This is a genomic window from Candidatus Thiodiazotropha sp. AKAK2, assembly GCF_058244685.1.
Genome location: NZ_JBSYOP010000037.1, coordinates 27,674 through 53,232 on the forward strand (window position 1 = coordinate 27,674; position 25,559 = coordinate 53,232).

At 53.0% G+C, this 25,559-nt stretch carries 24 protein-coding genes, 1 other RNA gene and 1 pseudogene; 7 read left to right on the forward strand and 19 right to left on the reverse strand.

The window, feature by feature from the left end; all coding sequences use genetic code 11:
- The first annotated feature begins 70 nt into the window (after nt 1-70).
- The 3 genes from AC4IE8_RS19575 to AC4IE8_RS19585 all read left to right on the forward strand — a co-directional run bounded on the left by AC4IE8_RS19575 (nt 71) and on the right by AC4IE8_RS19585 (nt 2,283).
- Nucleotides 71-1,210 (forward strand): hypothetical protein, encoded by a 1,140-nt coding sequence (locus AC4IE8_RS19575; protein WP_490791792.1) that lies wholly within the window; start codon nt 71-73, stop codon nt 1,208-1,210.
- 11 nt (nt 1,211-1,221) lie between these two features.
- Nucleotides 1,222-1,758: a GTP-binding protein gene (locus tag AC4IE8_RS19580; protein ID WP_068995664.1), complete on the forward strand. Its 537-nt coding sequence runs from the start codon at nt 1,222-1,224 to the stop codon at nt 1,756-1,758.
- Nucleotides 1,759-1,923: 165 nt separating this feature from the next.
- Nucleotides 1,924-2,283 (forward strand): CZB domain-containing protein, encoded by a 360-nt coding sequence (locus tag AC4IE8_RS19585; RefSeq protein ID WP_068995663.1) that lies wholly within the window; start codon nt 1,924-1,926, stop codon nt 2,281-2,283.
- A gap of 97 nt (nt 2,284-2,380) precedes the next feature.
- Here AC4IE8_RS19585 and AC4IE8_RS19590 read toward each other — a convergent pair whose 3' ends face one another.
- From AC4IE8_RS19590 to hspQ, 14 genes and pseudogenes are all read right to left on the reverse strand, one after another.
- Nucleotides 2,381-2,641, reverse strand: a complete 261-nt coding sequence (locus AC4IE8_RS19590) for an FAD assembly factor SdhE (RefSeq protein ID WP_490791793.1) — start codon at nt 2,639-2,641, stop codon at nt 2,381-2,383.
- 16 nt (nt 2,642-2,657) lie between these two features.
- A complete protein-coding gene (locus AC4IE8_RS19595) occupies nt 2,658-3,350 on the reverse strand; it encodes a succinate dehydrogenase iron-sulfur subunit (RefSeq protein ID WP_068995662.1) in 693 nt (230 codons plus the stop codon).
- Between the two features lie 84 nt (nt 3,351-3,434).
- A complete protein-coding gene (gene sdhA, locus AC4IE8_RS19600; RefSeq protein WP_490791794.1) occupies nt 3,435-5,195 on the reverse strand; it encodes a succinate dehydrogenase flavoprotein subunit in 1,761 nt (586 codons plus the stop codon).
- Between the two features lie 20 nt (nt 5,196-5,215).
- On the reverse strand, nt 5,216-5,557 hold the full coding sequence (gene sdhD, locus AC4IE8_RS19605; RefSeq protein WP_068995660.1) for a succinate dehydrogenase, hydrophobic membrane anchor protein: 342 nt from the start codon (nt 5,555-5,557) through the stop codon (nt 5,216-5,218).
- A complete protein-coding gene (gene sdhC / locus AC4IE8_RS19610; RefSeq protein ID WP_490791795.1) occupies nt 5,554-5,934 on the reverse strand; it encodes a succinate dehydrogenase, cytochrome b556 subunit in 381 nt (126 codons plus the stop codon). Before sdhC ends, sdhD begins: the two co-directional genes overlap by 4 nt.
- 119 nt (nt 5,935-6,053) lie before the next feature.
- Entirely contained in the window at nt 6,054-8,333 is a 2,280-nt protein-coding gene (locus AC4IE8_RS19615) for an NADP-dependent malic enzyme (protein WP_490791796.1), read from the reverse strand.
- Between the two features lie 19 nt (nt 8,334-8,352).
- A pseudogene (locus AC4IE8_RS19620) lies at nt 8,353-8,475 on the reverse strand (universal stress protein); the annotation flags it as partial.
- A gap of 601 nt (nt 8,476-9,076) precedes the next feature.
- Entirely contained in the window at nt 9,077-9,955 is an 879-nt protein-coding gene (locus tag AC4IE8_RS19625; protein WP_490791797.1) for a hypothetical protein, read from the reverse strand.
- Between the two features lie 767 nt (nt 9,956-10,722).
- A complete protein-coding gene (locus AC4IE8_RS19630) occupies nt 10,723-11,805 on the reverse strand; it encodes a 3-deoxy-7-phosphoheptulonate synthase (RefSeq protein WP_490791798.1) in 1,083 nt (360 codons plus the stop codon).
- Between the two features lie 89 nt (nt 11,806-11,894).
- Nucleotides 11,895-12,104, reverse strand: a complete 210-nt coding sequence (locus AC4IE8_RS19635; RefSeq protein WP_068995656.1) for a hypothetical protein — start codon at nt 12,102-12,104, stop codon at nt 11,895-11,897.
- Between the two features lie 282 nt (nt 12,105-12,386).
- Entirely contained in the window at nt 12,387-12,854 is a 468-nt protein-coding gene (gene ybaK / locus AC4IE8_RS19640; RefSeq protein WP_490791799.1) for a Cys-tRNA(Pro) deacylase, read from the reverse strand.
- Nucleotides 12,851-13,363, reverse strand: coding sequence for a paraquat-inducible protein A (locus AC4IE8_RS19645; RefSeq protein WP_490791800.1), 513 nt, complete (start codon nt 13,361-13,363; stop codon nt 12,851-12,853). The genes ybaK and AC4IE8_RS19645 overlap by 4 nt, the downstream gene beginning before the upstream one ends.
- A 39-nt stretch (nt 13,364-13,402) precedes the next feature.
- A complete protein-coding gene (locus tag AC4IE8_RS19650) occupies nt 13,403-13,852 on the reverse strand; it encodes a DUF3465 domain-containing protein (RefSeq protein WP_490791801.1) in 450 nt (149 codons plus the stop codon).
- 59 nt (nt 13,853-13,911) lie between these two features.
- On the reverse strand, nt 13,912-14,244 hold the full coding sequence (gene hspQ, locus AC4IE8_RS19655; protein ID WP_490791802.1) for a heat shock protein HspQ: 333 nt from the start codon (nt 14,242-14,244) through the stop codon (nt 13,912-13,914).
- Nucleotides 14,245-14,399: 155 nt separating this feature from the next.
- Here hspQ and AC4IE8_RS19660 point away from each other — a divergent pair, with 155 nt between their 5' ends.
- Nucleotides 14,400-15,104, forward strand: coding sequence for a DUF3581 family protein (locus tag AC4IE8_RS19660; RefSeq protein ID WP_068995652.1), 705 nt, complete (start codon nt 14,400-14,402; stop codon nt 15,102-15,104).
- A 107-nt stretch (nt 15,105-15,211) separates the two neighbouring features.
- Here the strand turns inward: AC4IE8_RS19660 and AC4IE8_RS19665 are convergent, their stop codons facing one another.
- The 5 genes from AC4IE8_RS19665 to AC4IE8_RS19685 form a co-directional block, all read right to left on the reverse strand.
- Nucleotides 15,212-16,870: a right-handed parallel beta-helix repeat-containing protein gene (locus tag AC4IE8_RS19665; RefSeq protein ID WP_490791803.1), complete on the reverse strand. Its 1,659-nt coding sequence runs from the start codon at nt 16,868-16,870 to the stop codon at nt 15,212-15,214.
- Between the two features lie 612 nt (nt 16,871-17,482).
- On the reverse strand, nt 17,483-18,841 hold the full coding sequence (locus tag AC4IE8_RS19670; RefSeq protein ID WP_490791804.1) for a sigma-54-dependent transcriptional regulator: 1,359 nt from the start codon (nt 18,839-18,841) through the stop codon (nt 17,483-17,485).
- Nucleotides 18,842-19,059: 218 nt separating this feature from the next.
- Nucleotides 19,060-20,931, reverse strand: coding sequence for a sensor histidine kinase (locus AC4IE8_RS19675; RefSeq protein WP_083225950.1), 1,872 nt, complete (start codon nt 20,929-20,931; stop codon nt 19,060-19,062).
- 78 nt (nt 20,932-21,009) lie between these two features.
- An RNA gene (gene ffs, locus AC4IE8_RS19680) (signal recognition particle sRNA small type) lies at nt 21,010-21,106 on the reverse strand.
- Nucleotides 21,107-21,188: 82 nt separating this feature from the next.
- Nucleotides 21,189-21,839 (reverse strand): arylesterase, encoded by a 651-nt coding sequence (locus AC4IE8_RS19685; protein ID WP_068988471.1) that lies wholly within the window; start codon nt 21,837-21,839, stop codon nt 21,189-21,191.
- Between AC4IE8_RS19685 and AC4IE8_RS19690 the strand changes: the two genes are divergently transcribed.
- The 3 genes from AC4IE8_RS19690 to AC4IE8_RS19700 are packed head-to-tail and all read left to right on the forward strand — an operon-like array spanning nt 21,838 to nt 25,434.
- Complete coding sequence (locus AC4IE8_RS19690) at nt 21,838-22,530, forward strand: ABC transporter ATP-binding protein (protein WP_068988469.1); 693 nt, start codon at nt 21,838-21,840, stop codon at nt 22,528-22,530. The genes AC4IE8_RS19685 and AC4IE8_RS19690 overlap by 2 nt on opposite strands.
- Entirely contained in the window at nt 22,527-25,016 is a 2,490-nt protein-coding gene (locus AC4IE8_RS19695) for an ABC transporter permease (RefSeq protein ID WP_490791805.1), read from the forward strand. The genes AC4IE8_RS19690 and AC4IE8_RS19695 overlap by 4 nt, the downstream gene beginning before the upstream one ends.
- Nucleotides 24,943-25,434 (forward strand): efflux RND transporter permease subunit, encoded by a 492-nt coding sequence (locus AC4IE8_RS19700; protein ID WP_490791806.1) that lies wholly within the window; start codon nt 24,943-24,945, stop codon nt 25,432-25,434. Before AC4IE8_RS19695 ends, AC4IE8_RS19700 begins: the two co-directional genes overlap by 74 nt.
- Nucleotides 25,435-25,559 lie beyond the last annotated feature (125 nt).

Sequence of the window (25,559 nt, forward strand, 5' to 3'; positions counted from 1 at the left end):
CAACTGCCTCTGTAGGACAGCTGCAGCACGAATCAAACACATCGACCAATCCAGTCCATAGGGAACTGTCATGAGTGATCCGCAAGTCTCCCCGATAAGAGTAGCGGCAATCGGCATGGATCAACGCCAGCGTAACGCCTTGGTGATGCTGTTCGGCAACCATTGTCGCAACCGATATATCCTGGTGGAAGAGGACTCTTCGGAAATCTGTATTATCGACCTGGATCTGTTTGGTGGCGAACGCCTTTGGCAGGAGTTCCGTCTACGTCACCCAGACCGCCCGTTGATTCTGGCATCGCTGAAACCCAGGCAAGTGGAGAACGGACACACACTGTTCGTAAAAAAGCCGATCCCGGTCATCCAACTGATGAGCGCAATCGACCAGTTAAGCCAGATACTCAACAACAGAGCTGCGGAGCAAAAAATCGAAGCTGCGCAGAATGCCGAAACAACACCATCAGAACCTCAACATCCCCGACACTCAGTAAGCTCGGTAACCCAAAAAGTGGCCTCATTGATGACAGAAGCCCAGGAGAAGGTGTTCATCGGTACCTCACCGGACATCGATCCAGACAATCAGGCGCAGCTGGCAAAGATCTATTACGACCCTCAACACTATCTGCAAGGACACGTACAACAAGCATTGAATCAGGCAACCCGGTACAACAAAAATGTCACCATCGAAGGCCCGTGGCCCGCGATTGATATGATCATCGCCAAACAGCAGGTCATGGTGGATGCGGGAGAGAAACATCTGCGCCCTTTCTGCACGGTTCCTGATGCAACCCGTGAAGTTGAATTGCAGTTTCATGAACAACACAAATCAGCCACTGGCCGGCGGGAATACTCTATCTACGCCTTTATCTGGCAATTGGCGCTCTGGGCATCACGAGGCCGGTTACCCTCGGGCACCAACCTCACTCAACCGATCTATCTGCGACGTTGGCCAAATTTCAGCCGCCTTGTGGTGACGCCACATGCGCTGGCCATCGCAGCTCTCTGGACCAGACAGCCACGCTCCCTGATCGATACAGCAAAAAGTCTCGGTATTCCGCAACGTTATGTTTTTGCCTTCTACAGCGCAGCGAATGCGGTTCAACTGGCTGGCGAAACAAGACGGGCCGTGGATACCCTACTTGAGCCTCCTGCGATAAAGCAGGCTGAAAACAGAGGGCTGTTCAGCAAACTACTGAGCCGACTGAGAGGGTAAAAGGATTCATCATGAGTGACTACAAGATCATCTTCAGCGGTCCCGTCGGTGCGGGCAAAACCACAGCCATCCAGTCGATCAGCGATATCCTGCCTGTGACAACGGATGAACAGGCCAGTGACATGACCCGTAAAATGAAAAACGGCACCACGGTGGCGATGGACTACGGTCTGATCAAGTTACCGGGCACAGAACGCATCCACCTCTATGGTACCCCTGGCCAGGAGCGTTTCGACTTCATGTGGGAGATCCTGACCAATGGCGGGATCGGTCTGGTGTTGTTGATCAACAACCAGAGACCCGACCCCTTTGGTGATCTGCATTTTTTTCTGAACGCCTTCCAGGCGTTCATTAAACAGGGAAAAGTGGTGATTGGGGTCACCCAAATGGATCAGGCCGATACACCGAGAATTGAAGACTATCACCTGCAACTGGAAAACAGTGGTGTGAAGATTCCGGTATTCGATATCGATGCACGGATTAAAAAAGATGTCTCGATACTTCTCGAAGCCCTGCTCTATTCATTGGATCCAGGATTGGAGGAGTAAAAGTCACAGAACATGAATTGAGTAGTTGAGGTTGCACAGGAGATAGCGAGAAAGACGATTAGCCCCATAAATTTTAATCTTTCCTGATGTCAGAATCAGGATTACATCGGGAAATCAGGCCTACAGCATCTATTGGTCAAAGCATCTGACCAGAGGCAGGGAACGATGAACGAAAGTGCATTTTTTTTAAGGCGCATGAATGATCATGTGCAATATCTGGGTAAAATCAAAGCCACATTGGAAGATAAAGGGGATTTCCAGGGAACTGACCACCATAGTTGTAAACTGGGTCTCTGGCTGGATCGTGACGGGCCCATAGAATCATCCGCGATCAGTACGCAGGCCCGTGAAACCTTTGATCAACTACTCGATCCACATGAGTGCTTTCATCTTGCCAGCAAACAGGCATTGGCGTGTAAGGTTGCGGGTGACCGAGCCGGTATGGAAAATGCCATGACTGAGATGTTCAAACTCTCCAACACCCTGGTGAACATCCTGATGAAACTCGACGGCATGGATCGGTAGAGAGCTTGAACCTCTCGGTGAATCGTAGCCGCAAACCGTTGCTGGGGCCCAGAGCGGTAAAAATCAGGCGGGACTGTTGCTACTCGCCCACTGGAAATCAGGCGACAGAAGTTGCCCGGATTGAGGCGACCAATTCAGCAAACTCCTCATCATCAGGCTTTTCACCACCGACACACCAGGCATGAATGATCGGATCGGGAAACTCCAGCAGCTGAATGAAATGCCGTTGCATACGTGTCGGCAACTCTGAATAGTGCTGCTCAAGAAAAGCTTCCAGCAACACATCCAACTCCAGCATGCCACGCCGGCACTGCCAGCGTAAGCGATCCAGATTTTTCAACTCACCTTCGTCAATCACATTGCACCATTGAAACTCAAATCGCGTCTTTCAACATGATCGCTTTGATGTGGCCAATCGCTTTGGTGGGATTGAGATTTTTTGGACAGGACTCGACACAGTTCATGATGGTGTGACAACGGAACAGTTTGTACGGCCCTTCGAGATTATCCAAGCGCTCCTCTTTGGCCTGATCCCGACTGTCCGCCAGAAAACGGCAGGCGCTCAACAGTGCCTGAGGGCCAAGGAATTTATCCGGGTTCCACCAGAACGAAGGACATGAGGTGGAGCAGCAACCGCACATGATGCATTCGTAGAGCCCATCCAGTTTATCCCGGTCTTCCGGAGATTGCAGAATTTCCTGTTCCGGCATTGGCTCTTTGCGGATCAACCAGGGGTCGACCTGTTTGTATTGAGCATAGAACTGACTCATATCCACAACCAGGTCGCGGATCACCGGACGACCGGGAAAAGGCCTGACCTCGACCGGCTCCTTCAATTCACTCATGGGTGTGATACAGGCCAGCTTATTACTGCCATTGACGTTCACCCCATCAGAGCCACACACACCTTCACCGCAGGAGTGCCTGAAGGTAAAGGACTCATCCTGGTCCTGAACCGCCAACAGGGCATCGCGCAACATCATGCCTTGACGGGGTTCAATTTCGAACTCCTGCATGTAGGGTTCGTTGTCAGTTTCAGGATTGTAGCGATATACGCTGACTTTCATATTCAAACCTCATCTCTTGTTTGCGTTCTGATTTGGCTGCTGCGGATTGAACCGCACGCAACACTGTTGTCAAAACGAACTCAATCAGTAGACACGCTCTTTCGGTGGAAAACTCTCCACGGTCAGCGGTTGAGATCGCACACCCTTGTACTCCAGCTTATCGCCCTCTTTCCAGTACAAAGTGTGCTTCATCCATTCACCATCTTCCCGTTTCGGAAAATCGGGTCTGGAGTGGGCACCCCGACTCTCTTTGCGGTGCAGTGCGGAGACTGCAATCGACAATCCCACATCGATCAGGTTCTCCAACTCAAGCGCCTCGGTTCGGTTGGTATTGAAGGTGGCGGAGTGGTCTGTCAGGCGCACATCCTTGAGCTTGTCCCGAATCGCTTTCACCTTCTCGACACCATCAGCCATCATATCCTCAACCCTGAATACACCAGCATGATCCTCCATGGTCTTGCGGAACTCCTTACGCAGTTCACTGACGGTGATACCCTCGCCTTTGACGTCCCATCTTTCCAGTCTGTCTACGCTTTGAGCAACACTGTCATCAGACAGTGGGCGATGTGCACTGTTCTGCTTTACATATTCAATGATGTTGTGTCCCGCCAGACGACCGAATACCAGAATATCGAGCAGTGAATTGCCACCCAGACGGTTGGCGCCATGCACGGAAGCACAGGCACATTCACCGGCAGCGTATAAGCCGGGCAGCGGATCGCCATCATCACTGGCGGTTGGCATCACCCGACCGAAACGGTCGGTGGGTATGCCGCCCATCACATAGTGCGCGGTTGGAAAGACCGGAATTGGATCCTGTACCGGATCGACACCGGCAAAGATCTTGGAGCTTTCGCGTATACCGGGCAGACGTTTGGCGATTACATCTTCGCCAAGGTGATCCACCTTGAGCATGACATGATCACCGTCCAGACCACAGCCACGGCCTTCTCTCACTTCGGTAACGATGGAACGCGCGACCACGTCACGACTGGCCAGATCTTTCGCATTCGGGGCGTATTTCTCCATGAAGCGCTCCCCATCCTTATTGATCAGATAGCCGCCCTCACCGCGAACACCCTCCGTGATCAACATCCCCTTGCCGGCAATGCCGGTTGGGTGAAATTGGAAGAACTCCATATCCATCAGTGGCAACCCGGCACGCAGTGCCATCGCCATGCCATCACCTGTGTTAATGTGTGCGTTACTGGTAGTGCGAAAAACCTGTCCGCAGCCACCGGTGGCAAGCAGGGTTGTCTTCGACTCGATCAGCAGCGGTTCACCGGTGGCAATATTCAACACCAGTGCACCCAGCACGACCCCCTCTTCATCCTTGATCAGATCGACTGCGAAGTATTCATCATAGAAGTGGGTTTTAGCGCGAATGTTCTGTTGGTAGAGGGTATGCAGTATGGCATGACCGGTACGGTCGGCAGCAGCACAGGTTCGCGCCGCCTGATCCCCACCGAAGTTCTGACTCTGCCCGCCAAACGCCCGTTGATAGATCTTGCCATTGGGCAGCCTGGAGAATGGCACACCGTTGTGTTCGAGTTCATACACAGTGGGTATCGCTTCACGGCACATGTACTCAATGGCGTCCTGATCCCCCAGGTAGTCCGACCCCTTCACAGTATCGAACATATGCCAGTGCCAGTTGTCCGGCAATACATTGGCCAAAGCGGCATTTACACCACCTTGGGCAGCCACCGTATGGGAACGGGTAGGAAAGACCTTGGATACAACGGCCACCTTCAGATTTGCATTGGCCAATTGAAGCGCTGCATTCAGACCAGCGCCACCGGCGCCCAGAATGAGTGTATCGAATCGTTGTTTATCAAGTGCCATGTATGAGTAACCCTTTCTGTTCAGGCGACGTGCGCGAGAATGATGACCTGCAGCACCCAAAGTGCGCAGCCGATAAGTACAAAGCCGATCGCGGTCAGTACTGAGACACGAATCGCTGTTGGATGAACGTAGTCGATCACCACATCACGTATCCCGACCCAGGCATGAAGTAATAGTGAGGCAAAGAACAGCAGCAGTCCGAATCCCACCAGGGGCTGAGCCACCCAGCTCTGCCAGGCCGCATGATCCGCTGGCGCATCGGCAATGAAATGAAGCAGCATATAGAGGAAAAACAGTATCAGATAGATGGCACTGGCACGCTGTAGAAACCAGGCTTTCAATCCGCTTGCTCGACGACTCATAGCAGACCTCCCAGCAGAATCAGCGCCACTACCGGAGCAGCCACCGTGACCGCCAGGGCAGTCTGACGAAACAGCGGCTTTTCAACACCGATATCGATGTCGATCAAAAGGTAACGGATACCTGCCAACAGATGGTGCATCAATGCCCACAACATCAGAAACAGAATCAATTTGACCAGTCCCATGCCGAGTATGGCTTTCACCGCTGCAAACCCATCCGCCCCCGAAAGGGAGAGATCAAACAGATAGATCAACAAGGGAATGCAGAGCACCATGACCACACCGGTTGCCCGGTGAATGATTGACATGATGCCTGCCATAGGCAGACGTATTTTAAAAAGATTAAGAAACACAGGTCTTGGTTTCGTGTCTAGCATAGTGTCGTATTCCAAATAAAATTCAAAATAAACGATGGGGGACTAGGTTCTGTTAACAATTCATTGTAATCCGATTACCAACCAGCAAACCTGCAACTGGTTTAGATCAACATCCATAGTCAATCACGCTTCATCATGCAACTGGCTCGCACAGACGCCAGGGCGGTCATATTCAGAAGTCCGCGAACGCTGATACTCGGCGTTACAATGTGAGCTGACTTGGCCGTGCCGATCAGGATCGGGCCGATGGCGATTCCTTCACCCAAAACTTTCAACATATTGAAGGCGATATTCGCCGCATCCTGATTCGGCATCACCAACAGATTTGCACTGTCTTTCAAACGCGAATTGGGAAAGCGGCTGCTGCGCAACTCTTCCGAGAGTGCCAGATCAGCATGCATCTCACCTTCGATTTCAAGATCAGGCATACGCTGTCGGACCAGCTCAAGCACACGTTGCATTTTTCCGGCAGAAGGTGAGTCGTGACTGCCGAAATTTGAATGTGAGACCAGTGCTACTTTGGGCTGTACACCGAACCATAGCACCTCTTCTGCACACAGAGATACAATCTCTGCCAGATCCTCCGCAGAGGGATCTTCCTGCACGTAGGTATCCGCCATGAACAGAGTGCCTGAATGCAAAACCAGAGCATTCATGGAAGATAGCTTATTTACGCCAGTTTCGGTACCAATGATTTCTGTGACATTTCGAAGATGCTTGCGATAACGACCAACCGTACCACAAATCATTGCGTCAACTTCACCTATAGATAGCATTATCGCAGCCAATACTGTCGGATTTCGATTCAGATATTTCCTTGCCTCTTTCGGTGAAAACCCTCGCCTTTGAACCATATCGAAGAAGGTTTTGGCATGCAGCTCAAAGTTTGGATTATCGAGTTGATCGACTATTTCAAAATCACTGTTCTCAGTCAGGCGCAGGCCCAACTGCTCAATCCGTTGCAGTATCACTTTGCGACGTCCAATCAGTACCGGCCTGGCGATACCCTGGTCGACCGCCTGCTGCGCCACCTCCAGCACCCGCTCTTCTTCGCCCTCCGCGTAAACAATACGCCGGATATCCGCCCGAGCACGCTCAAACAGAGGACGCATGGTCAGACTGGTGCGAAACACCCGATGTTGTAAACGGGCACGATAGCTATCCAGATCTTCGATCGGTCTCAGTGCCACACCGGACTCCATAGCCGCCGTGGCAACGGCACATGGAACAGAGACCATCAGCCGTTGATCAAAGGGTTTGGGAATCAGATACTCCGGACCGAACTGCAAGGATTGTCCACCATAGGCCGATCGAACCACATCCGAGGATTCGGCCTGGGCCATCTCGGCAATCGCCTTTACACAAGCCATCTTCATGGCGCTGTTGATCTCTGTTGCCCCCACATCCAGCGCCCCTCTGAAGAGAAAGGGAAAACAGAGGACATTGTTCACCTGATTCGGGTAGTCGGTCCGCCCAGTCGCCAGAATTGCATCGGGTCGAACCCGTTTCGCTTCTTCAGGCAATATTTCAGGTGTGGGATTGGCCAGCGCCATGATCAAAGGATTGGGCGCCATCTTCGGCAACCAGTCGGCTTTCAAGACCCCTGCCGCAGAGAGACCGAGAAACAGATCGGCACCATCCAGAGCCTGCTCCAGGGTGCGGAGCTCGGTATCGACGGCATACTCCGACTTATAGGGGTCCATCTCCTCACTGCGGCCCTGATAGACTACACCGGCAATATCGGTAACGATGATGTTTTCCTTTTTCAGACCCAGTTCCACCAGCAGTCCCAGGCAAGCCAAAGCGGCCGCACCGGCACCGGCGGTAACCAGTCTGATATCACCGATATCCTTACCGACCACCTTCAGGCCGTTCAGAATGGCAGCACAGACAACGATGGCGGTACCATGTTGATCATCATGAAAGACAGGGATATTCATCCGCTCCTTGAGTGCCTTTTCAATGATGAAACACTCCGGCGCTTTGATATCTTCCAAATTGATGCCGCCAAAGCTGGGTTCAAGGCGGGCAACAGTCTCGATAAACTGATGGGGATCCAGCTCATCGACCTCAATGTCGAATACGTCAATGTCGGCGAACTGTTTGAACAGTACCGCCTTACCCTCCATCACCGGCTTCGATGCCAGACTGCCGATTGCCCCCAGGCCCAATACAGCCGTGCCATTGGTGATTACCGCAACCAGATTGCCTCTGGCAGTATAGTCAGCGGCACGATTGGGATCCTCAGCAATCTCTTCACAGGCAGCAGCAACACCAGGTGAATAGGCCAAGGCCAGATCATGCTGATTGGCCATTGGTTTGGTTGATTTGATTTCAAGCTTGCCGGGTTTGGGGGATCGATGATAATCGAGCGCCGCCTTTCTCAACTCTTCAGACATACAAAAAATGATTCCAATTTTATCGGTTACAGTTTGGCGCCACCATTACCGGGAGGTGGCTGACTTGGGTGACATGACGAACTATGGATCCTAACAAACCAGTTCGAATAAATCCTTTACTGCAGCTACCAATCAAAATGGTGTCCGCATCATGTTTTCAGCCTACTGAGGAATGCGGTCGGCCGGATGACCGGTGATGACCAATATAGGTTTAACTATGGAACTTATCTCTTCGCTGAGATGCATCTCATCATGACAGAAAGTCTGCAGACGCTCCTTCATCTTCTCAAGGACTTTTTCATTCCTTCGTTTCCAACAATTTTCGATCTTTTTCCCGGCAGATAGGTTAGGGCCTGTTAACACTAATCCAATTGACCCTAAGAGCACCGCTTCACAGCGGCGACCCAATCGCTCCAGGACATGCAACGTCCAAAGGGTTCTTTAGTGAATCCAAAAATTGCGGATTGGATCTCAGGCAGCAAAAAAGGGGCCAAAACCGGCCCTGTTCAATGAAAACCGCTTGCCAGTGGGACTGAGTCAGTTTGAGAGGATGTCAGAAGCGCAAAAATCGGCGGATTACCACCAATTTCGCGGGATATGACAGGGGGATTTCCACCCATTCATCCAAACAAAAACCTTAGTAAATCAGCGGTTATAAATCCCACATGTGACGACTTGAGGTGTTGCTGCTGAGCTGAAAATCAGGATATGAACACAAAGTGTTTATCTGCCTGAATCCACAGCTACTGATCAACCGTGTCTTTCCAGGATACATCCCAGGGACTGTTAAGCCAGCGACTGGCCCGTTCTGAAAAACCGGTTTCATCAGCCGGCTCCGCTACCCCGGTTATCTCGATGGTCTCTTCGACCTCGACATCCTGTACATCCACGATCTCTTCAGCCTCTGCGACAAAACTGAGCTTACAGAGGGAGGCACCGGCATTCAGTAGCTTTTTATCCTTTTCCAGATTCGATACGACCCCTTTGAGAATCTCCTTCATACCGTCCGGGTAGTCGGGATTGTCCAGCATACCCTGGACATCCGCTTGCATCTCATCGATCTTCTCTTCAGCCTGATTCCTCTGCTGTTTCTCCTGGTTATCCAGATCGACCAACTGCCTCTTAATCACCTCGGGAGAGACCGGAATCGTTGCGCCGGGGGTGGATACGCCCCGTTTGCGCAGGAGTACCCGCATCGATACGGCTGTCTGAGCCGTACGCTTAAACTCATCCAGCAGTTCGAGCGGGCTTGCCGTGGCTTCCTCTTCGTCACTGGAGAGGGAGATGAATTCGATGTTCTCATCCTTGGAGTAGTCCAGCCCGGAATATTGCATTATCTTTTCCAGCTGGCGCTTGATCAGGGTCTCCAGGTTACTGTAGTAGAGCTGGACCTGTTTGATCGGCAGGTTGCGCAGACTGTCACTCAAGGAGCTATAGAGATTCAGGGCATCGTCGGGGAGATCCTTGGAAGCAACGCCCAATACCAATACCGCATTCAGACTCTCCTGCATACTCTCTAAAGCATTCGTGATTTCAACAATCTGCTGAAGGATTTTGCGCTTGCCCTCTATCTTGGCAATATCATTCTGCATGCTTTGGTTGAATGGATCGTTTGAAGACATCTCGGCTCCTTTCCCAATACGATTGTTGACTGCAAAACCCTTATCCGAACAAGGCCTTATGTGCTTTACCACCACATAAAAAACTTCTTCCGGATTCATTCTGTTGGTTCTGCAAGTTGCCTCTCTCTGCTTGGATCTGTTAACGGTGGTCCCATGGGTTCTGATGCCTCTTTATCGCGCTACATGGGCAGCAGAAACTGATGGATTGTTTTTTTAACTGGTCCATAGAGTGTAGCGGCAAAATAACCAGCCGCTTAAATGAAGTAGGTTCCCAAACGACCTTTAAAAAAGTGTTGAAAAATCAATTGTCGAGTCTTGCCAAAGCTGGTTAAGGGGGCCACTCAGTGATACCAGCCGAACATGCGAGGTGATCGGCGCGGATAGGCGGATATCTACCAGACTATTCGGTGTGGTTGAAGTGTGTACTGGTTCGGCCAGTTGATATGTGAATAGCCGCACTCCCGGTGGCCGTTGCTGCCTGTGGCTTCAGCACCAGCGAAGTCGACCACCTGATTCTGGCCATCGGTTTCGATCAGCAACCGGTTGTACTGATTGCGCTGAAAGTTATTCAGATTACTGTTGTCGTTCTATCGCAACAGTTTTACGACTGCACTTTTAAATTGCCCTGACATATCAGCTTTCCCTGGATAACAATCAATCATTCCGCTGAAAAACGCAATCTTCTCCTTGCTTTGTCTGGATCCACGAATGGAACCTTAGGATTAAAGCGTTCTGTCTATGGTGGAGATGACCACTGTTAGCAGACCCTAAAGCTGTTCATAAGCTTCCCGTAACAACTGTTCAGTCGTCAGCCAATCGATACAAGCATCAGTCACAGATACTCCGTACTGCAAGTCAGAAAGATCCTCAGGGATATCCTGACGACCGGCATTCAGGTGACTCTCAAGCATCGCCCCCAGAATCATCGACTGCCCTGCCCCCTTCTCTCTGGCCTGAACAATCTGTTTGATCAAGTCACCCCAGACCACCACCTGGCGCATATGATCTTTTCGGCTGTTGGCATGTGAACAGTCCACCATCAATCTGGGAGTCAATCCACTATCCTGCAACGCTGAAGCGACACGCACCACCTCGGACTCATCGTAGTTCTCCCCCTGGCTACCACCACGCAGAATCAGGTGGGTATCCTGATTGCCGGTGGTGGCAATGATGGAGGTCTCTCCCGACTCATTGATACCGAGGAAGGTATGAGGATTTGCCGCCGATAGCATGGCATCGATCGCCACCCGTGTATTACCGTCGGTGGAGTTCTTGAATCCGACCGGCGTGGAGAGTCCGGAGGCCATTTGCCGATGGGTCTGGCTCTCGGTTGTACGGGCACCGATTGCCACCCAGGCCAGAAGGTCTCCGATATACTGGGGCGTAAAGGGCTCCAGAATTTCACTCGCCGTGGCCAATCCCAGCTGATTGATGTCAAGCAACAGCTGTCTTGCCAACCGTAAACCTTCTGCCATATCAAATGATCCGTTCATCTCCGGATCGTTGATCAGCCCTTTCCAGCCAATGGTGGTGCGGGGTTTCTCGAAATAGACCCGCATCACGATCATCATCCGATCACTGAGACTTTCAGCAACGGGTTTCAATCGATGTGCATACGCCATTGCCGCATCGGGATCATGAATTGAGCAGGGACCGACGATTACCAGAGGCCGCTGATCCTCCCCAGTCAGGATCTGATGTATTGCCTGCCTCGCTGTGATCACATGATCATATACCTGAGCATTGACAGGCATCGCTTTGAGTAGCTCCGATGGTCGTATCAGTGGCTGAACACTGGAGACTCTCAGATCCGATACCCGTTGCATTTCATCCGTTTGTTGTTCGTTCATATCGATTTGTCCACGCTTGTTAACTGATCAGATCAACAATATCGAGTGATTAATCCGGTGACTCGGAATGTCATGTTCATCACGCCTCATCAGTCGATGGCCAACGCTATCGTTCCCCTATCCCATGGCCCGTTGATCGGCGTCTCTGCCCTTCTATGAAGATAGACCTTAATTTCGGTATAGCCATTGGCCATCAGCTGATTGGCTGAATCACGATCTGGATCCAGACTCTTTTGCTGTTCCCATTGATCCGACATACCGTCTCCATTCCGATCATCACGCTTATTCTGTTTGAGCATTCCCGAGAGAAACCAATCATCATCAGGTTCGGCCGGTCCGCTTCTACGCTACTGTCGGCGCCTGTGATCACTCCGCAAACATTGGTCGGGTGACTCTGTCCCGGGAAAATGACCCGGCCAGGGCGAGCACTTTCAGATAGGCCATTACCGTATCTTCAGTTTGGACAGTTGCCACCGGAAATTCGTTCTCCTGTGGGCCACCTTGACGACTGACTCCGATCTGAAACGAGGAAACAAACCCGCTGCTGGATCGTCTTACATGGGGTGTTCGGTAAGCTAAATTCATTTTGTGATCGCCGCCATCGTTGCATCCAACAGGTTCGCCAGATCGCTAGGACTCAACTCAATTTCAAGCCCCCGCTTGCCCGCACTGACATAGATCGTGGCGGATTGTGCCGCTGAACTATCGATGACTGTCGGCAGTTTTCGTTTCTGCCCGAGGGGACTGACCCCACCCAGGACATAACCACTGCTGCGCTCCACCGCACGGGGTTCAGCCATGGCCAGCTTCTTCACCTTCAGGACTTTGGCCAGCGCCTTCAAATCAAGCATTGCTGAAACCGGCAATACACCAACCGCAAGCCCACCACCATCGATTGAGACCACCAGGGTTTTGAAGACCCGCTCTGCCGGCAGTCCAAGTTTCTCCACGGCTTCCATCCCATAGGAATCGTGCTGCGGATCATGCTGGTAGCTGTGGGTCTGGTAGGTTATGCCGGCCAGTTTGGCCATTTTTACAGCGGGTGTCATTGTTGGCCTCTCTCGAAATGGACAACGACCTGATGGGTGATATACATAATCAGTAGCACAGCAGCGCCAAACAGATAGAGACCACTGTGTATCTCCACCTCGGCCACCACACCCAGCTTCACGGTGACAATCATCACCGCTACCACCATCACATCGAGCATCGCCCAGCGGCCAAAATCGTGCATCCATTTCAGCCAGCGCTGAAAATGGGCTGAACCAATCTGTCGACTGCGTAACAGCAGAAACAGAAACACCAGTTTGAACAGGGGCAACAGGACACTGAACAAGCCGACCGCAACAAATAGAAACCACTGATCCCGTTTGTACAGCTCCACCACTCCGGAGATCACCGAAAAGGAGTTGGCGATCAACAGAAACTTGGTGAGGGTTAGCATCGGCAGCCATAGACCGGCGATCAGCAATCCGCTGCTCACCAGCAACAGCAGCATCAACCGACGGGCTGCCGCCAAAGGAATTTCCACTGCTTGTGGTTCTGTTTCAACCTGCATTGTTATTAATCCGGGCCTGTTATCGCCCCTTCGATGGCACTATTGATAAGTTCGACCCTGATGTTTAATCCAGCCTCCTTCATGTTGCCCCTGAGGATCGTGATGGGTCCAGTGCACCACACCCCCCTTCTCATTCCATTCATACACACCATGAATCTGCACACGATCTCCCGCCTTGAGGTTCTTCACTCGTGGCGCAAGATCGATGTTGTGGGCCACCAACAGGGTACGCCCGGACTCGACGTTGATGATAAAACGCTGATGTCGGCTCCCCTCCCGATCGTCAGACAACACCCGCTTCACCCGCCCCTCAAGGGTCAGCTGTAGATCGGTGGCCCGATTGCGAAAAGCCTGCTCAATCCGATCCTGAGATTCGCCCCGCTTCGACTCGACGGGTGCCGTTGTGCCATGTTCACCGGGTGACCACAAACCAAAATAGGCGGCGACCAGCAGCAGTAACAGTACAACAAGTTTCTTCAGTTGAGACACAACGGATATCCAGTTTCGAGTGGATTTGATCGGGATTGAAAGCGGGTTGTCAGGAAGCTTTAGTTCATGGGTTCGCCGCTGACGTAGCGACCGCCTACGAACGCGGTAAAAAAAGCGTTCAGCTGGGGATGTTCAATCGGTTCCATTTCCAGGTCATGGGTCAGATTACGCTCCGCCACGTAGGTCTCATCACTGGAGTTGTGCACCAGCACCCGATACCAAGGCTGATCTTTCGGAGGTCTCGATTTGGCCACCTGTTCATACCATTCGTCAGAGAGCATGAAGACAGGATCGATATCCACCACCACACCCCGGTAGCTGAAGAGACGATGATGCACCAGATCCCCCACACCAAATTTTGCCTGACCGGTCTGAATTTCAGAGTTTGACAAGAGTGGCTCCCATAATTGTGCTCGTGCATCCAAATCGATGCCGTTTCACTTCATATTACCTAGAAATCCAACCCTCGGCCATCACTGGCCTACCGGTGGATTGTTACAATTGTGTTATGATCGCCCACAATTTTGTTTTAGGGCATTGTTAGACCATGATTTTGGCCGATTATTTTACAAACGAAGGCGATAAAGTCGCTTTCTCCCGCCAGCAGGCAAGTCGATTCGCAAAAGAAATAGCCAATGATTTCAACCCATTGCATAACATTGATGCAAAAATGTTCTGTGTACCCGGAGACCTGTTGTTTGCGGTGGCTCTGGATCGCTTCGGCTTGAGCCAGCAGATGTGTTTCCATTTTGCCGGCATGGTTACTGACAGTCAGCTGGTTTTTTCCGATACGGCCGGGGAGAAGATCGATATCACTGACGATGAGGGTAAAAAATATCTCTCCGTCCAACGCCAGGGCCCGCTCAGCAAAGATCACCAGCTGATCAGCAATCTGACTCAGAGCTACGTCTCTTTTTCCGGCAGAACTTTTCCCCACCTGCTGGTTCCGCTGATGGCAGAACAGAAGGTGATGATCAATCCGGGGCGCCCGCTGGTGATGTATGAGAGCATGGAGATCAGCCTCAATACGCTCGACATCCAACAGCCTATTCTGGAATCCACCGGCTCCAGTCTTGAGGTTCAGGGTAAAAAGGCGATGGCGGAACTTAAATTCCATATCATGGAGAATGGCCGAGAAGTGGGGCACGGAGCCAAGCACATGGCCTTACGCGGTTTGCGTGCCTATCAGGAAGAGGATATGCAGAAAGTGGTCGACGAGTACAATCAATATAAAGCCGCCTATAGCGTTTAGGATTTAAGCGGATTTTCTCTGCATCGATTGATCGTTAGCTAATTTCGACTCAATAAGCAGGTGCCATTTACCTATTCAAATTGTCGCATCGTTTTCGCCCTGCGGAATCAATAACCAGTCAGACGACCTAGCAAGATGGGTGGACTGGGTGGCGCCAAGCCACCTGTCCCAGATGATTCTGTCGCACCAATATCCATGCTGTCGTTGTTTCTCAGATTCCCCAAATAGTCGCAGCGGATATCCACGCCATACAGATTACTGAAATGCTGATAAGCAGCAGATTCTGTCTGCACGGCATCAATCGCCGGGCTACCGTCAGCCAAGGTAAAAATCTGTTGATCTGGATTGGTAAGCCGCGGATCCTCGTTGGATGAATCACCGACAATATTATTCGACCAGGATGCCCAGCCGGTTGTTGGGGTAGCTGTGGCATTACCGTACATTAAGTTATTTGATACATGCATACGGTTGTCAGCATCGTTTTCACGCAACCCTGAACCGCCGTTTGAAGCAAAGACCGAGTGAATCAGATTATGGAACAGGTTCCCCTCCATGTATGAGTCGTAACTGCGTTGCTGTCGCGCCCTGAGATAGCCATAGCCGCAATTGTGAATTGTATTATTCACCCAATAAACAGTTTCATGATTGACGCGATTGCTATCCTGCTCCACCAGTGCCCCATCGGTAATACCGTAAAGCACATTACCAATCACGTAACAAACTTCGCCATCCTGATCGGATGAGTCTCTGATCCCGTTCTGGCAATCGTAGATTTTTGATCCGATGATCCAATGATAGCCTGTCCAGGGGCCTTCATCGTTGTTGCTCAGAATTACTGCAGTACCACCATCTGCATTATATTCAGGCTTGAAATCATGAAATTCGCATTCACTGATCACCACATGATATGAGTTCTTGTTATCAACGGCATTTTCACCGCAATTATGACAATGATTACCAGCAAAGTAGACAAAGTATGGTGATTCCGCCTGAGGATTTCTGTTAGCACTGTTGCCTACCTGCATGGCGTCACCGCTGACCGAGTGAATATGGCAATCCACAAACCAGACATAGCGAGCCCCATAGAGCGGTCTTACACCGTGACGATCAGACCCGTTGTGACTACCATCGCTATAACCGGTATAGGCAACTTCATTGTTATAGTACATAACGAATTGTGAATTACTGACATCAAACAATCCGTTTTTATTAATTCCATATTGTGCAGAGTTTCGAAAGGTAATGTATTGGCATGCATCCAGATCAAAAGAGGAGCCATAAAAAACAGAAGTGTCGAATACAATGCCGTCAACGATCAAGTGGGTGGAGTTTTCGATTGTAGTCTCGTTGCATTCAATCCTTGGTTCGTCGATACCGATGATCCAACATGGGTTCGAGCGACTGCCATTGAAAGTCCAGTCAACGCCCGCCCAGTCATTGTAGTCGACCTTTCTGTTGCTGTTGTATGCTGTAGGGCGCGGTGTCCCATCACCATAAACAAACACCTTGGTTCCGGCGGCAGCCGGCATGATGGAAGGGAGACTTACCCTAGGGCGACTGGTGGTTCCATAGACAACACCAGCAATCGCATTATCACCTTGATCGAAATCTGAAGCATTGGGATGAAATCGATCAACGACATATTCCCCTTGCGTAACAGAAGCCGGTGGCTGTGGATTGGGGATAACACATGGGTCATAGGCATCCTGATTACCTGAGTACCAATCATGTGCCGTATAGTAGGCGCCATTGGGCAAGGTCGGCATGATCGGTATCGTGGCTGGTGATCCGGTAATCCCGGGTAGCGGATCAGTAGGATAGTGAATTCCGATATAGTTCCACGCTCTTCCACCGACTGGTGGTAATGCTGCTTTCAGATTGAGTCGAGGGATAGGGAGCGCTGCTAGTAGGCTTGATGTCAGCAGGCCCTTTAAAAATACTCTTCTTTTCATAGCCTTCCTTGTCCTGTAAATACGTCATTCGATATATCAAAATGCACATCCGATGATTTCTTCAATATCGACACCAGAGGATTCCCACCGGTCTGATAATCCCTTATCTTCTGATATCAGTCGCTGACACAACCGATGAACGGTCAACTGCAAAACGACATTCGAGTGTCTGGCGAATCATTCACCAATAAGAACCCCGCGTTCCCTTGCTTGGCGTCATAAACACTATCACTATCTGGTTAGTTGGATTGTGATCTGGTCGGACAATTTTCTAAATCCGCAGAAGTCCTGCTGGTTAAAAAAACCACGGATGCAAATTGCTGGCGGAGCGATCAAGTAAGAAGTTGAACAACTGAGGAGCAAAGTGGCCTACCTGTGACATCCGACTTCGAGTTACCGTAATCTAATCGGGCAAGCGATCCGATCTTATTTGTAGTGGCTCTTGTCCAGACCATATTTGCGCATCTTGTCATAGAGGGTCTTACGTGGGACCCCTAGCGCTTCCATGGTGTTTTTCAAATTACCCTTCTGGATTTCAAGCTGCTGCTTGATCAGACTCTTCTCGAAACAGTCAACCTGCTGCGGCAGAGTGATCGCCGTTTCACTGTCCACCTCCTGCATCAGGGTTTTCAGGTCATACCCCACATTCTCGCCAAGCAGTACATAGCGATCGGCAATATTGCAGAGCTCACGCACGTTACCCGGCCAGGGATGAGTCAGTAACACCCGGATCTGATCACTGTTGGGTTGTGGCACTTCCCGTCGATACCTGGCCCCGGCCATCAGCAGAAAATGGTGGAACAGCAGTGGAATGTCCTCCCGCCGGTCACGCAGGGGGGGTATCTCCAGGGTCACCACGTTCAATCGATAGTAGAGATCCTCACGGAATTCCGCCCTTTCACTGGCCGCCTTAAGATCGACTTTGGTAGCTGCGACCACCCGTAAATCGAGGGGTATCAGGGCATTGGAGCCGAGTCGCTCGATTGCGCGCTCCTGCAGCACCCGCAGCAGATGGACCTGCACCGGGGTCGGCATACTCTCGATCTCATCGAGAAAAAGGGTACCGTGATTGGCATGCTCAAAACGCCCCACACGCCGCCCCTTGGCCCCGGTGAACGCACCGGGTTCATGACCGAACAGCTCACTTTCGATCAGATTGTCGGGTACCGCACCACAGTTCACCGCGACAAAGTTGTACTCCCGTCGGCGACTGTGTTCGTGCAGTGAACGGGTCACCAGCTCTTTACCGGTTCCGGTCTCACCCAGCAACAGCACATCCGCGTCGGTATCGGCGATCTGGGCAATGGTTGAACGCAGACGCTGCATCGCCGGTGAACGTCCGATGATACGGGGTCCCGGGGTATTGTTCTGGGCGTCCAGCTCCTGGCGCAGGGATCGGTTCTCCAATGTCAGAGCACGCTTATCCAAAGCCCGTTTCACTGTCTCCACAAGCTGATCCGCGGCAAATGGCTTTTCGATAAAATCGTAGGCGCCGTCTCGAATCGCCTGTACCGCCATGGCGATGTCCCCATGCCCGGAGATCAGGATTACTGGTAGATCCCGGTCGATCTCCTGAGCCTTTAGCAGAAACTCAATGCCACCCATGCCAGGTATCTTGATGTCACAGATCACAACCCCGGGCCAGTCGTAGGAGAGCATCGGCAGCGCTTTGTCGGCACGCTCCATGGCATTGACCTCAATGCCTGCCAGTTGCAGGGTCTGGGTATTGGCGATGCGGATATGCTTCTCATCATCGATGAACAGAACAGGCGATTTACTCGACATGGTCACCCCCTGTCGCCGCGCCAATGAAATCTGTCGGGAGTGATTTCCAGTCGCTAGAACGGGATGAGCGAATCAGAACGTCACCAGAGGTAGTGTCAGCATCAGCCTTTTGGTTATCACCTGAAGCTAAATGTTGCGTGACTTGTCGCCCAACTGAAATTACCAATCTTCTCTCCTCGCACCTTGATTGACGCTTTTTAAGACAGATCCTATCCCGTCTATGCGCCGGCGTTGTCGACCACTCGCTCCGCCAATGGCAAACGAAGGGTAAACAAAGCCCCAGCCTTTTGGCTGTTCTGAGCTGATAGTGTACCACCCATGCTTTCTATGATGTGATGGGAGATGGAGAGTCCCAGACCCAGGCCACTCTCTTTCGTAGTGAAGAATGGATCAAAGATCCGCTCCAGGTGGTCTGCGGGAATACCCGGCCCATTGTCCAGAATGTCGACCTTCAGGCCCCCACCCTGCCTCACCATTTCGATTGACACCCATCGATTCTGCTGGTTCTCCATGGCATTCACCGCATTCGCAATGAGATTTACCAACACCTGTTCCAGACGTACCGGATCGGCCATCACCATAGGCTCCTCCTTGGCGAGTTTGTACTGTATTTCCGTACTGCTCTTGCGCAATTGGGGATGCAGGATACGTTTACTCGACTCAATGACGTTATGCATTGAAACCGGCCGTCTCGAGCCATCGGATTTGCGTGCAAACAGTTTCAACTGAGAGCTGATCTGGGCCATCGTCTCGATCAGCTCGGAGATCTGCTCCAGGTTCCAGCTGACATCGGCACAACGCTCCTGTTCCAGCAGCAGACGGGCATTGTCCGTATAGGTTCGGATCGCCGCCAAGGGCTGATTCACCTCATGGCTGATACTGGCTGACATCTGTCCAAGCATCGCCAGCTTGGCCGCCTGGATCAACTCGTCCCGGGTCTCCTGCAGAGCTTCCTGGGTACGCCTTCGTTCCTCGATCTCCTGATGCAGGTCCACGGTGCGCTCCTGAACCCGCTGCTCCAATCTGTCCCTGGCCTCCCGCAGAGACTGGTTGACTTCCGCTTCATAGTGGGACCTCTCCCGGTTTCTCCGATATCGTTGCGACATCACCAGACCGATCAGCAGCATTACGGTAAAAGCAAAACTGCTGGCTCCAATGGCATGCAACTCCTCCTGATTGACCTCTTTCATCGGAATCAGCAGATGCACCAGCCAGCCGGCCTCCGGCATCGGCTGGGCGAGCATCATATAGGACTCGGCCCGCCGCCGCTGCTGGCCACGGATATCGATCCTCTGAGCCGACTCGGAAAGTTGCTCCCGATAGGCCACATTCAAGGGTTCAACCGCTGCACCCGAGTAGCGCCGACTCTCCTGGATACGCAGCCGCACCTCGGCAGATAACGGAGAGAGACTGCGAAACCGCCAACCCGGCCGGGTGGTAATGAAGATAACCCCTTCCGGATCGGTGACGATCACTTCAGTGTCACGCCCCTGCCAATCCTGCTCCAGGTTGGTCAGATCGATTTTGATCACCACCGTACCCAGGATGCCCCCCTCATGGCGTACCGGGTAGGCAAAATAGTACCCCCGCCTGCCTGAAGTGCTGCCCAGGGCGTAGTAGCGTCCAAGCTGCCCCTGCATCGCCTGCTTGAAATAGGGCCGATAACTGAAATTGCGTCCGACGAATGGCTTTTCCGACTGCCAGTTACTGGCTGCGATGGTCAAACCTTCGTTATCCATCAGGTAGGTATCTGAAGCATTGGTGATGGTATTGATGGTCTCCAGATAGCGATTCAGTGCGTTGATGCGCTGTCTATCACCGGGACGTTTCAGCAGCTCCACCAGTGGCGCATTGGTAGAGAGCAACTCAGGCAGAAACTCATATTTCTCCAGTTGAGCCTGCAGATTGTTGACATAGATATTGAGCTGGCGCTCACCGGAAACCGACATCTCCTGCTGAACCCGGTGGCGTACGAAACCGGTGACCTGCCACAGCAACAGCGCATAGGCAATCACCACCAAGAGCACGATGAGCCATTTTCTGCGCGGCAGATAGCGCAGGCTTATGAAGGGTTTATCTGAGACTTCCACAACAGTTAACCATAGCCTATTTGGTTACCGGGTAAATAGTATCCGAATGGCTATGACGCTTTGGAATTGGGTGGCAGTGGGTACCAGCCACACCCCGGCACACGATGCCACTGCTGCCGCTGCTCCCTTCCGGGCCTGACGGGGTTCACAGCTTCTCGTTGCGGGGGGACCGATACCAACCGCCATAAAAGGTGAGACGGGGGATTATACCGATAATTGCCATGGAAAAAAGTCTAAAGCCGATTCATCCCGGTCAACTATGGCTGCAAGCAGGCATCTTTGGAGAAACCAACCGCTTTCAACAGCGGCCTGAGCCCAGCCCAGACGTTATCCTTGAGGATCGGTTGAGCCTTGTCGTTGGGATGTATGCCATCGTTCTGCATCAGCGACATATCCAATGCTACCCCCTGAAGAAAAAAGGGAACCAGGGGAACCGATTCCGCCTCCGAGACATCATAATAGACTTGATGGAAGGCATTGGTGAATTCCGGTCCATAGTTGGCAGGCAAGCGAACCCCCAATATCAGCACCGCCGCACCGGCCTGCTTGGAGAGCTTGACCATGCGTAGCAGATTGTCATGCATCGCCCGGCTGTTGATACCCCGCAGACCATCGTTACCACCCAGTTCGATGATCACCAGGGTCGGTTGATGCTTCGACAACAGGGCAGGCAGACGGCTCAGGCCACCCTGGCTGGTATCGCCGGAGACACTGGCGTTGATCACCTGGAACGGGCCACAATGGGAGTTCAATCGCTGCGACAGCAGATTGACCCAGCGAATCTCGGTGGTGACACCGTAACCGGCGCTGAGACTATCGCCAACCACCAACAGTGTGGTCTGTGCCAGAGTGACAACCGGCAGAGACAGAAACAAAAAGAGTAACAATTTCCGTAGGAATCTTTTCATGTTGCAGACATCTCCCAACTCTCATCCTGTGACCGCCAAAGGGCTGATGAAGTTCGTTGAAACCTCCCAAGGCAGACTCGACATTCTGCAACAGATCGATCTGGAAGTCGCTGCCGGAGAAGCGGTGGCGATCCTAGGTGCGTCCGGCTCCGGCAAATCGACTCTGCTGGGCCTGCTGGCGGGTCTGGATGAGGCCTCCGCAGGTGATGTCACCCTGTTCGGCACCACCCTGGGTGGACTGGATGAGGATGGCCGCGCCGCATTACGGGCCGGTCAGGTGGGTTTTGTGTTCCAATCCTTTCAGCTGCTCAGCGGCATGACCGCGCTGGAGAATGTGATGCTGCCCCTGGAGCTGGTCGGCCATGCCCACGCCGAACAGGCGGCCAGGGATGCCCTATCCAAAGCCGGTCTGGCGGAGCGCTTGACCCACTACCCTTCGCAGCTCTCCGGCGGCGAACAGCAGCGGGTGGCGCTGGCCCGGGCCTTTGCTCCCAGTCCGAAAGTGCTGTTTGCCGATGAGCCAACCGCCAACCTGGATGCCCACACCGGTGAGAAGGTGGCAGAACTGCTGTTCGAACTGCAGGAGCAGAGCGGTACAGTACTGATCCTGGTCACCCATGATGAGATGCTGGCTCAACGCTGTGACCGCCGGCTCTATCTGCGTGAGGGCTGCCTGGAGAGTGATCGATGAATCCCTTCATGCTGGCGTTGAAACTGTTGCGCCGGGATTGGCGAGCCGGCGAGCTGCGTCTTCTGGCCACCGCCCTGGTGATCGCGGTCGCCTCAGTCACCGCCGTGGGCTTCTTCACGGATCGCATCGAACGGGCGATGGCCCGTCAGGCAACGGAGGTGCTGGCCGCCGACTTGAGAATCGAGAGCAATCGCCGCCTAGATGAAGCACTCAGTAACGAGGCGGAGCAGCGTCAGATGCGCCAAGCCAGAACCCTGACCTTTCCCAGCGTGGTACTGAACAACGGCAACAGCCAGCTGGTTCAGGTTAAATCGGTCTCGGCAAACTACCCCCTGCGAGGCAAACTGCAGGTCAGGGATCAGGTCAACGGCACAACACGCTATGCGGATGATTTGCCCGGCTCCGGGGAGGCCTGGCTCGAGGAGCGGCTGCTGCCCCTGCTGGGGCTGCAGATCGGCGACCGTTTCAAACTGGGCCAGCTTGAGTTCACCCTGAGCCGCATCATCACCTATGAACCGGACCGATCCGCCAACCTGTTTCAGCTCGCCCCCAGAGTCATGATCAATCAACAGGATGTGCAGCAAACCGGACTGCTGGGACCGGCCAGCCGGGTCAGACACAATCTGCTGATTGCCGGCACCCCAGCTCAGATCAGTGACTACCGGGCGTGGCTGGATGCACAACAGATCAGCGGCATTCAGGTGCAGGACATCCGCGCCGCCCGTCCCGAGCTGCGTGCGGCACTGGACCAGGGCGGCCGGTTCCTGCGACTGGCCGCCGCTACTGCCATTCTGCTCTGCGTGGTTGCGGTGGCTCTTTCCAGCCGACGCTTCGTTGAGCGACAGGCGGACACCAGCGCCCTGCTGCGATGCCTGGGAGCCAAGCGTAACCAAGTGTTGCAGATTTTTGTCATTCGTCTGCTCGGCCTGGGAGTGATCGCCAGCCTGCTCGGCAGTCTGTTGGGACTGGCGGCTCAGACCCTGCTGGTGGAACTGGTGGGCCACTGGTTTACCCAGCAGATTCCCCCCCCCTCACCCTGGCCTCTGCTGTCCGGCGTCGCCACCGGTATCCTGGTGCTGCTCGGTTTCTCACTGCCGATGGTGACCCGGCTCGCCGAGGTTCCCCCGTTAAGGGTCTTCCGACGCCATCTGGGGGCACCGCCGATCGGTTATCTGCTGTTCATCTCTGCAGGGGTTGCCGCCCTGGCCACCCTGCTGATCTGGCAGATCGGCGACGATCAAATAGCCTTCAAACTGATCGGTGGACTACTGGGTGGTTTGCTGCTGCTGTTGTTGATCGCCCGATTGCTGGTCACCCTGCTGACACCGCTGCGAACCCGAACGGCTGGCTCCTGGCGCTATGGCCTGGCCAGTCTCTCGCGTAACCCGATTACCACCAGCGTCCAACTGAGTGGTTTCGGCCTCGGGATGACGGTACTGCTGGTACTCGCCCTGGTGCGTGTCGATCTGTTGAGCAACTGGCGGGAGGCCCTGCCGGCGGACAGTCCCAATCAGTTTCTGATCAACATCCAACCGGATCAGGTGGATGGAGTCAGGAATCATCTTCAACAGAGTGGCATCCCCTCGGTCGGGCTCTATCCGATGATGCGGGGGCGTCTGATCAGTATCGATGGCAAAGCGGTCTCCGCTGGCGACTACCCTAATCCCAGAGCCCAACGACTGGCGACCCGGGATTTCAATCTCAGCCAGGCCACCAGCATGCAGACCGACAACAAGATCGTTGCAGGTCGCTGGTGGTCGCAAGCCGACTGGGGGGAGCCCTGGTTCTCGGTAGAGGAAGGGATTGCCAAAACCCTTGGCATCCCCATGGGGGCACTGCTGACCTTTGAGGTGGCCGGACAGCAGGTCAGCGGCAAGGTAACCAATCTCAGGTCGGTCAAGTGGGACTCCTTCAACGTCAACTTTTTTGTGGTGGGCACACCCGGCCTGATGCAGGACCTGCCTGCAACCTACATCACCAGCTTCTACCTGCCGGATGAGCAGCGTACGGTGTTACACAAACTGATTCACAACTATCCGAGTATCACCGCCTTGGATGTCACGGCTTTGATGAAACAGGTACGGGGGATTATGGATCGGGGTGCGATGGCGGTGGAATCGGTATTCCTGTTTACCCTGGCTGCCGGGTTGATCGTACTCTATGCCGGTATCCAGGCAAGTCATGAACAGCGGGTTCAGGAGACCGCCATTCTGCGCACCCTGGGGCTCAGCCGGCAACAGCTGATCCTCTCCATCACCCTGGAGTTCGCTTTGCTCGGCGGACTGGCAGGCGTAATCTCCGCCGGGCTTGCCAGTGGCATCGGTTATAGCCTGTCAACCGGGGTCTTCAATCTACCCTGGCAGTTCAATCCCCAGCTCTGGTTGGTGGCGGTATTCGGTGGAGCGATCGGCATTGGGGCTGCCGGCACACTGGCCAGCTGGTCACTTTTCAACACCCCGCCGATTCTGGTTTTGCGACGGGCTTGATCGGCAGAGTCTCAAGCTGGCCATCATCGAGGGTGCGGCCCTCAGAGTACGACCCAAGGCCATGACGGTGCTGGTGGTTGTGATCGGATTGATGCCAATCATGCTCAGCGATGGTGCCGGTTCGGAAGTGATGCAGCGTATCGCCGCACCAGTCATCGGAGGCATGCTGACAGCCCCACTGCTGTCACTGTTTGTGATCCCGGCACTGGTACTGCTGATCAAAAGGAAGTCCCTGCCCAGCAGACTCTCAGTGATTACCCAAACACCAGCAACCCACCTCTTAACAGGCCACCTGTATTATGCAGTGAATAGCTGTAAAACCGGTTATTTCTGGACAGCTTGTTGGCTATCCCGAACAATCACGCAGAGCCAAGGGATCAAACCACCTGTGATCTCTGCTGATTCATGGTATGGCTGATATAACCCAGCTTGTGTTGGCACGTCATCACCTCAGGATGGCAGGCACCTGATACCAGCAAGGTGGAGAAAATCTCCGGGTAGATGCTTTTTTAATTTCACCAATCTCACCAGACAGGTGAAGTA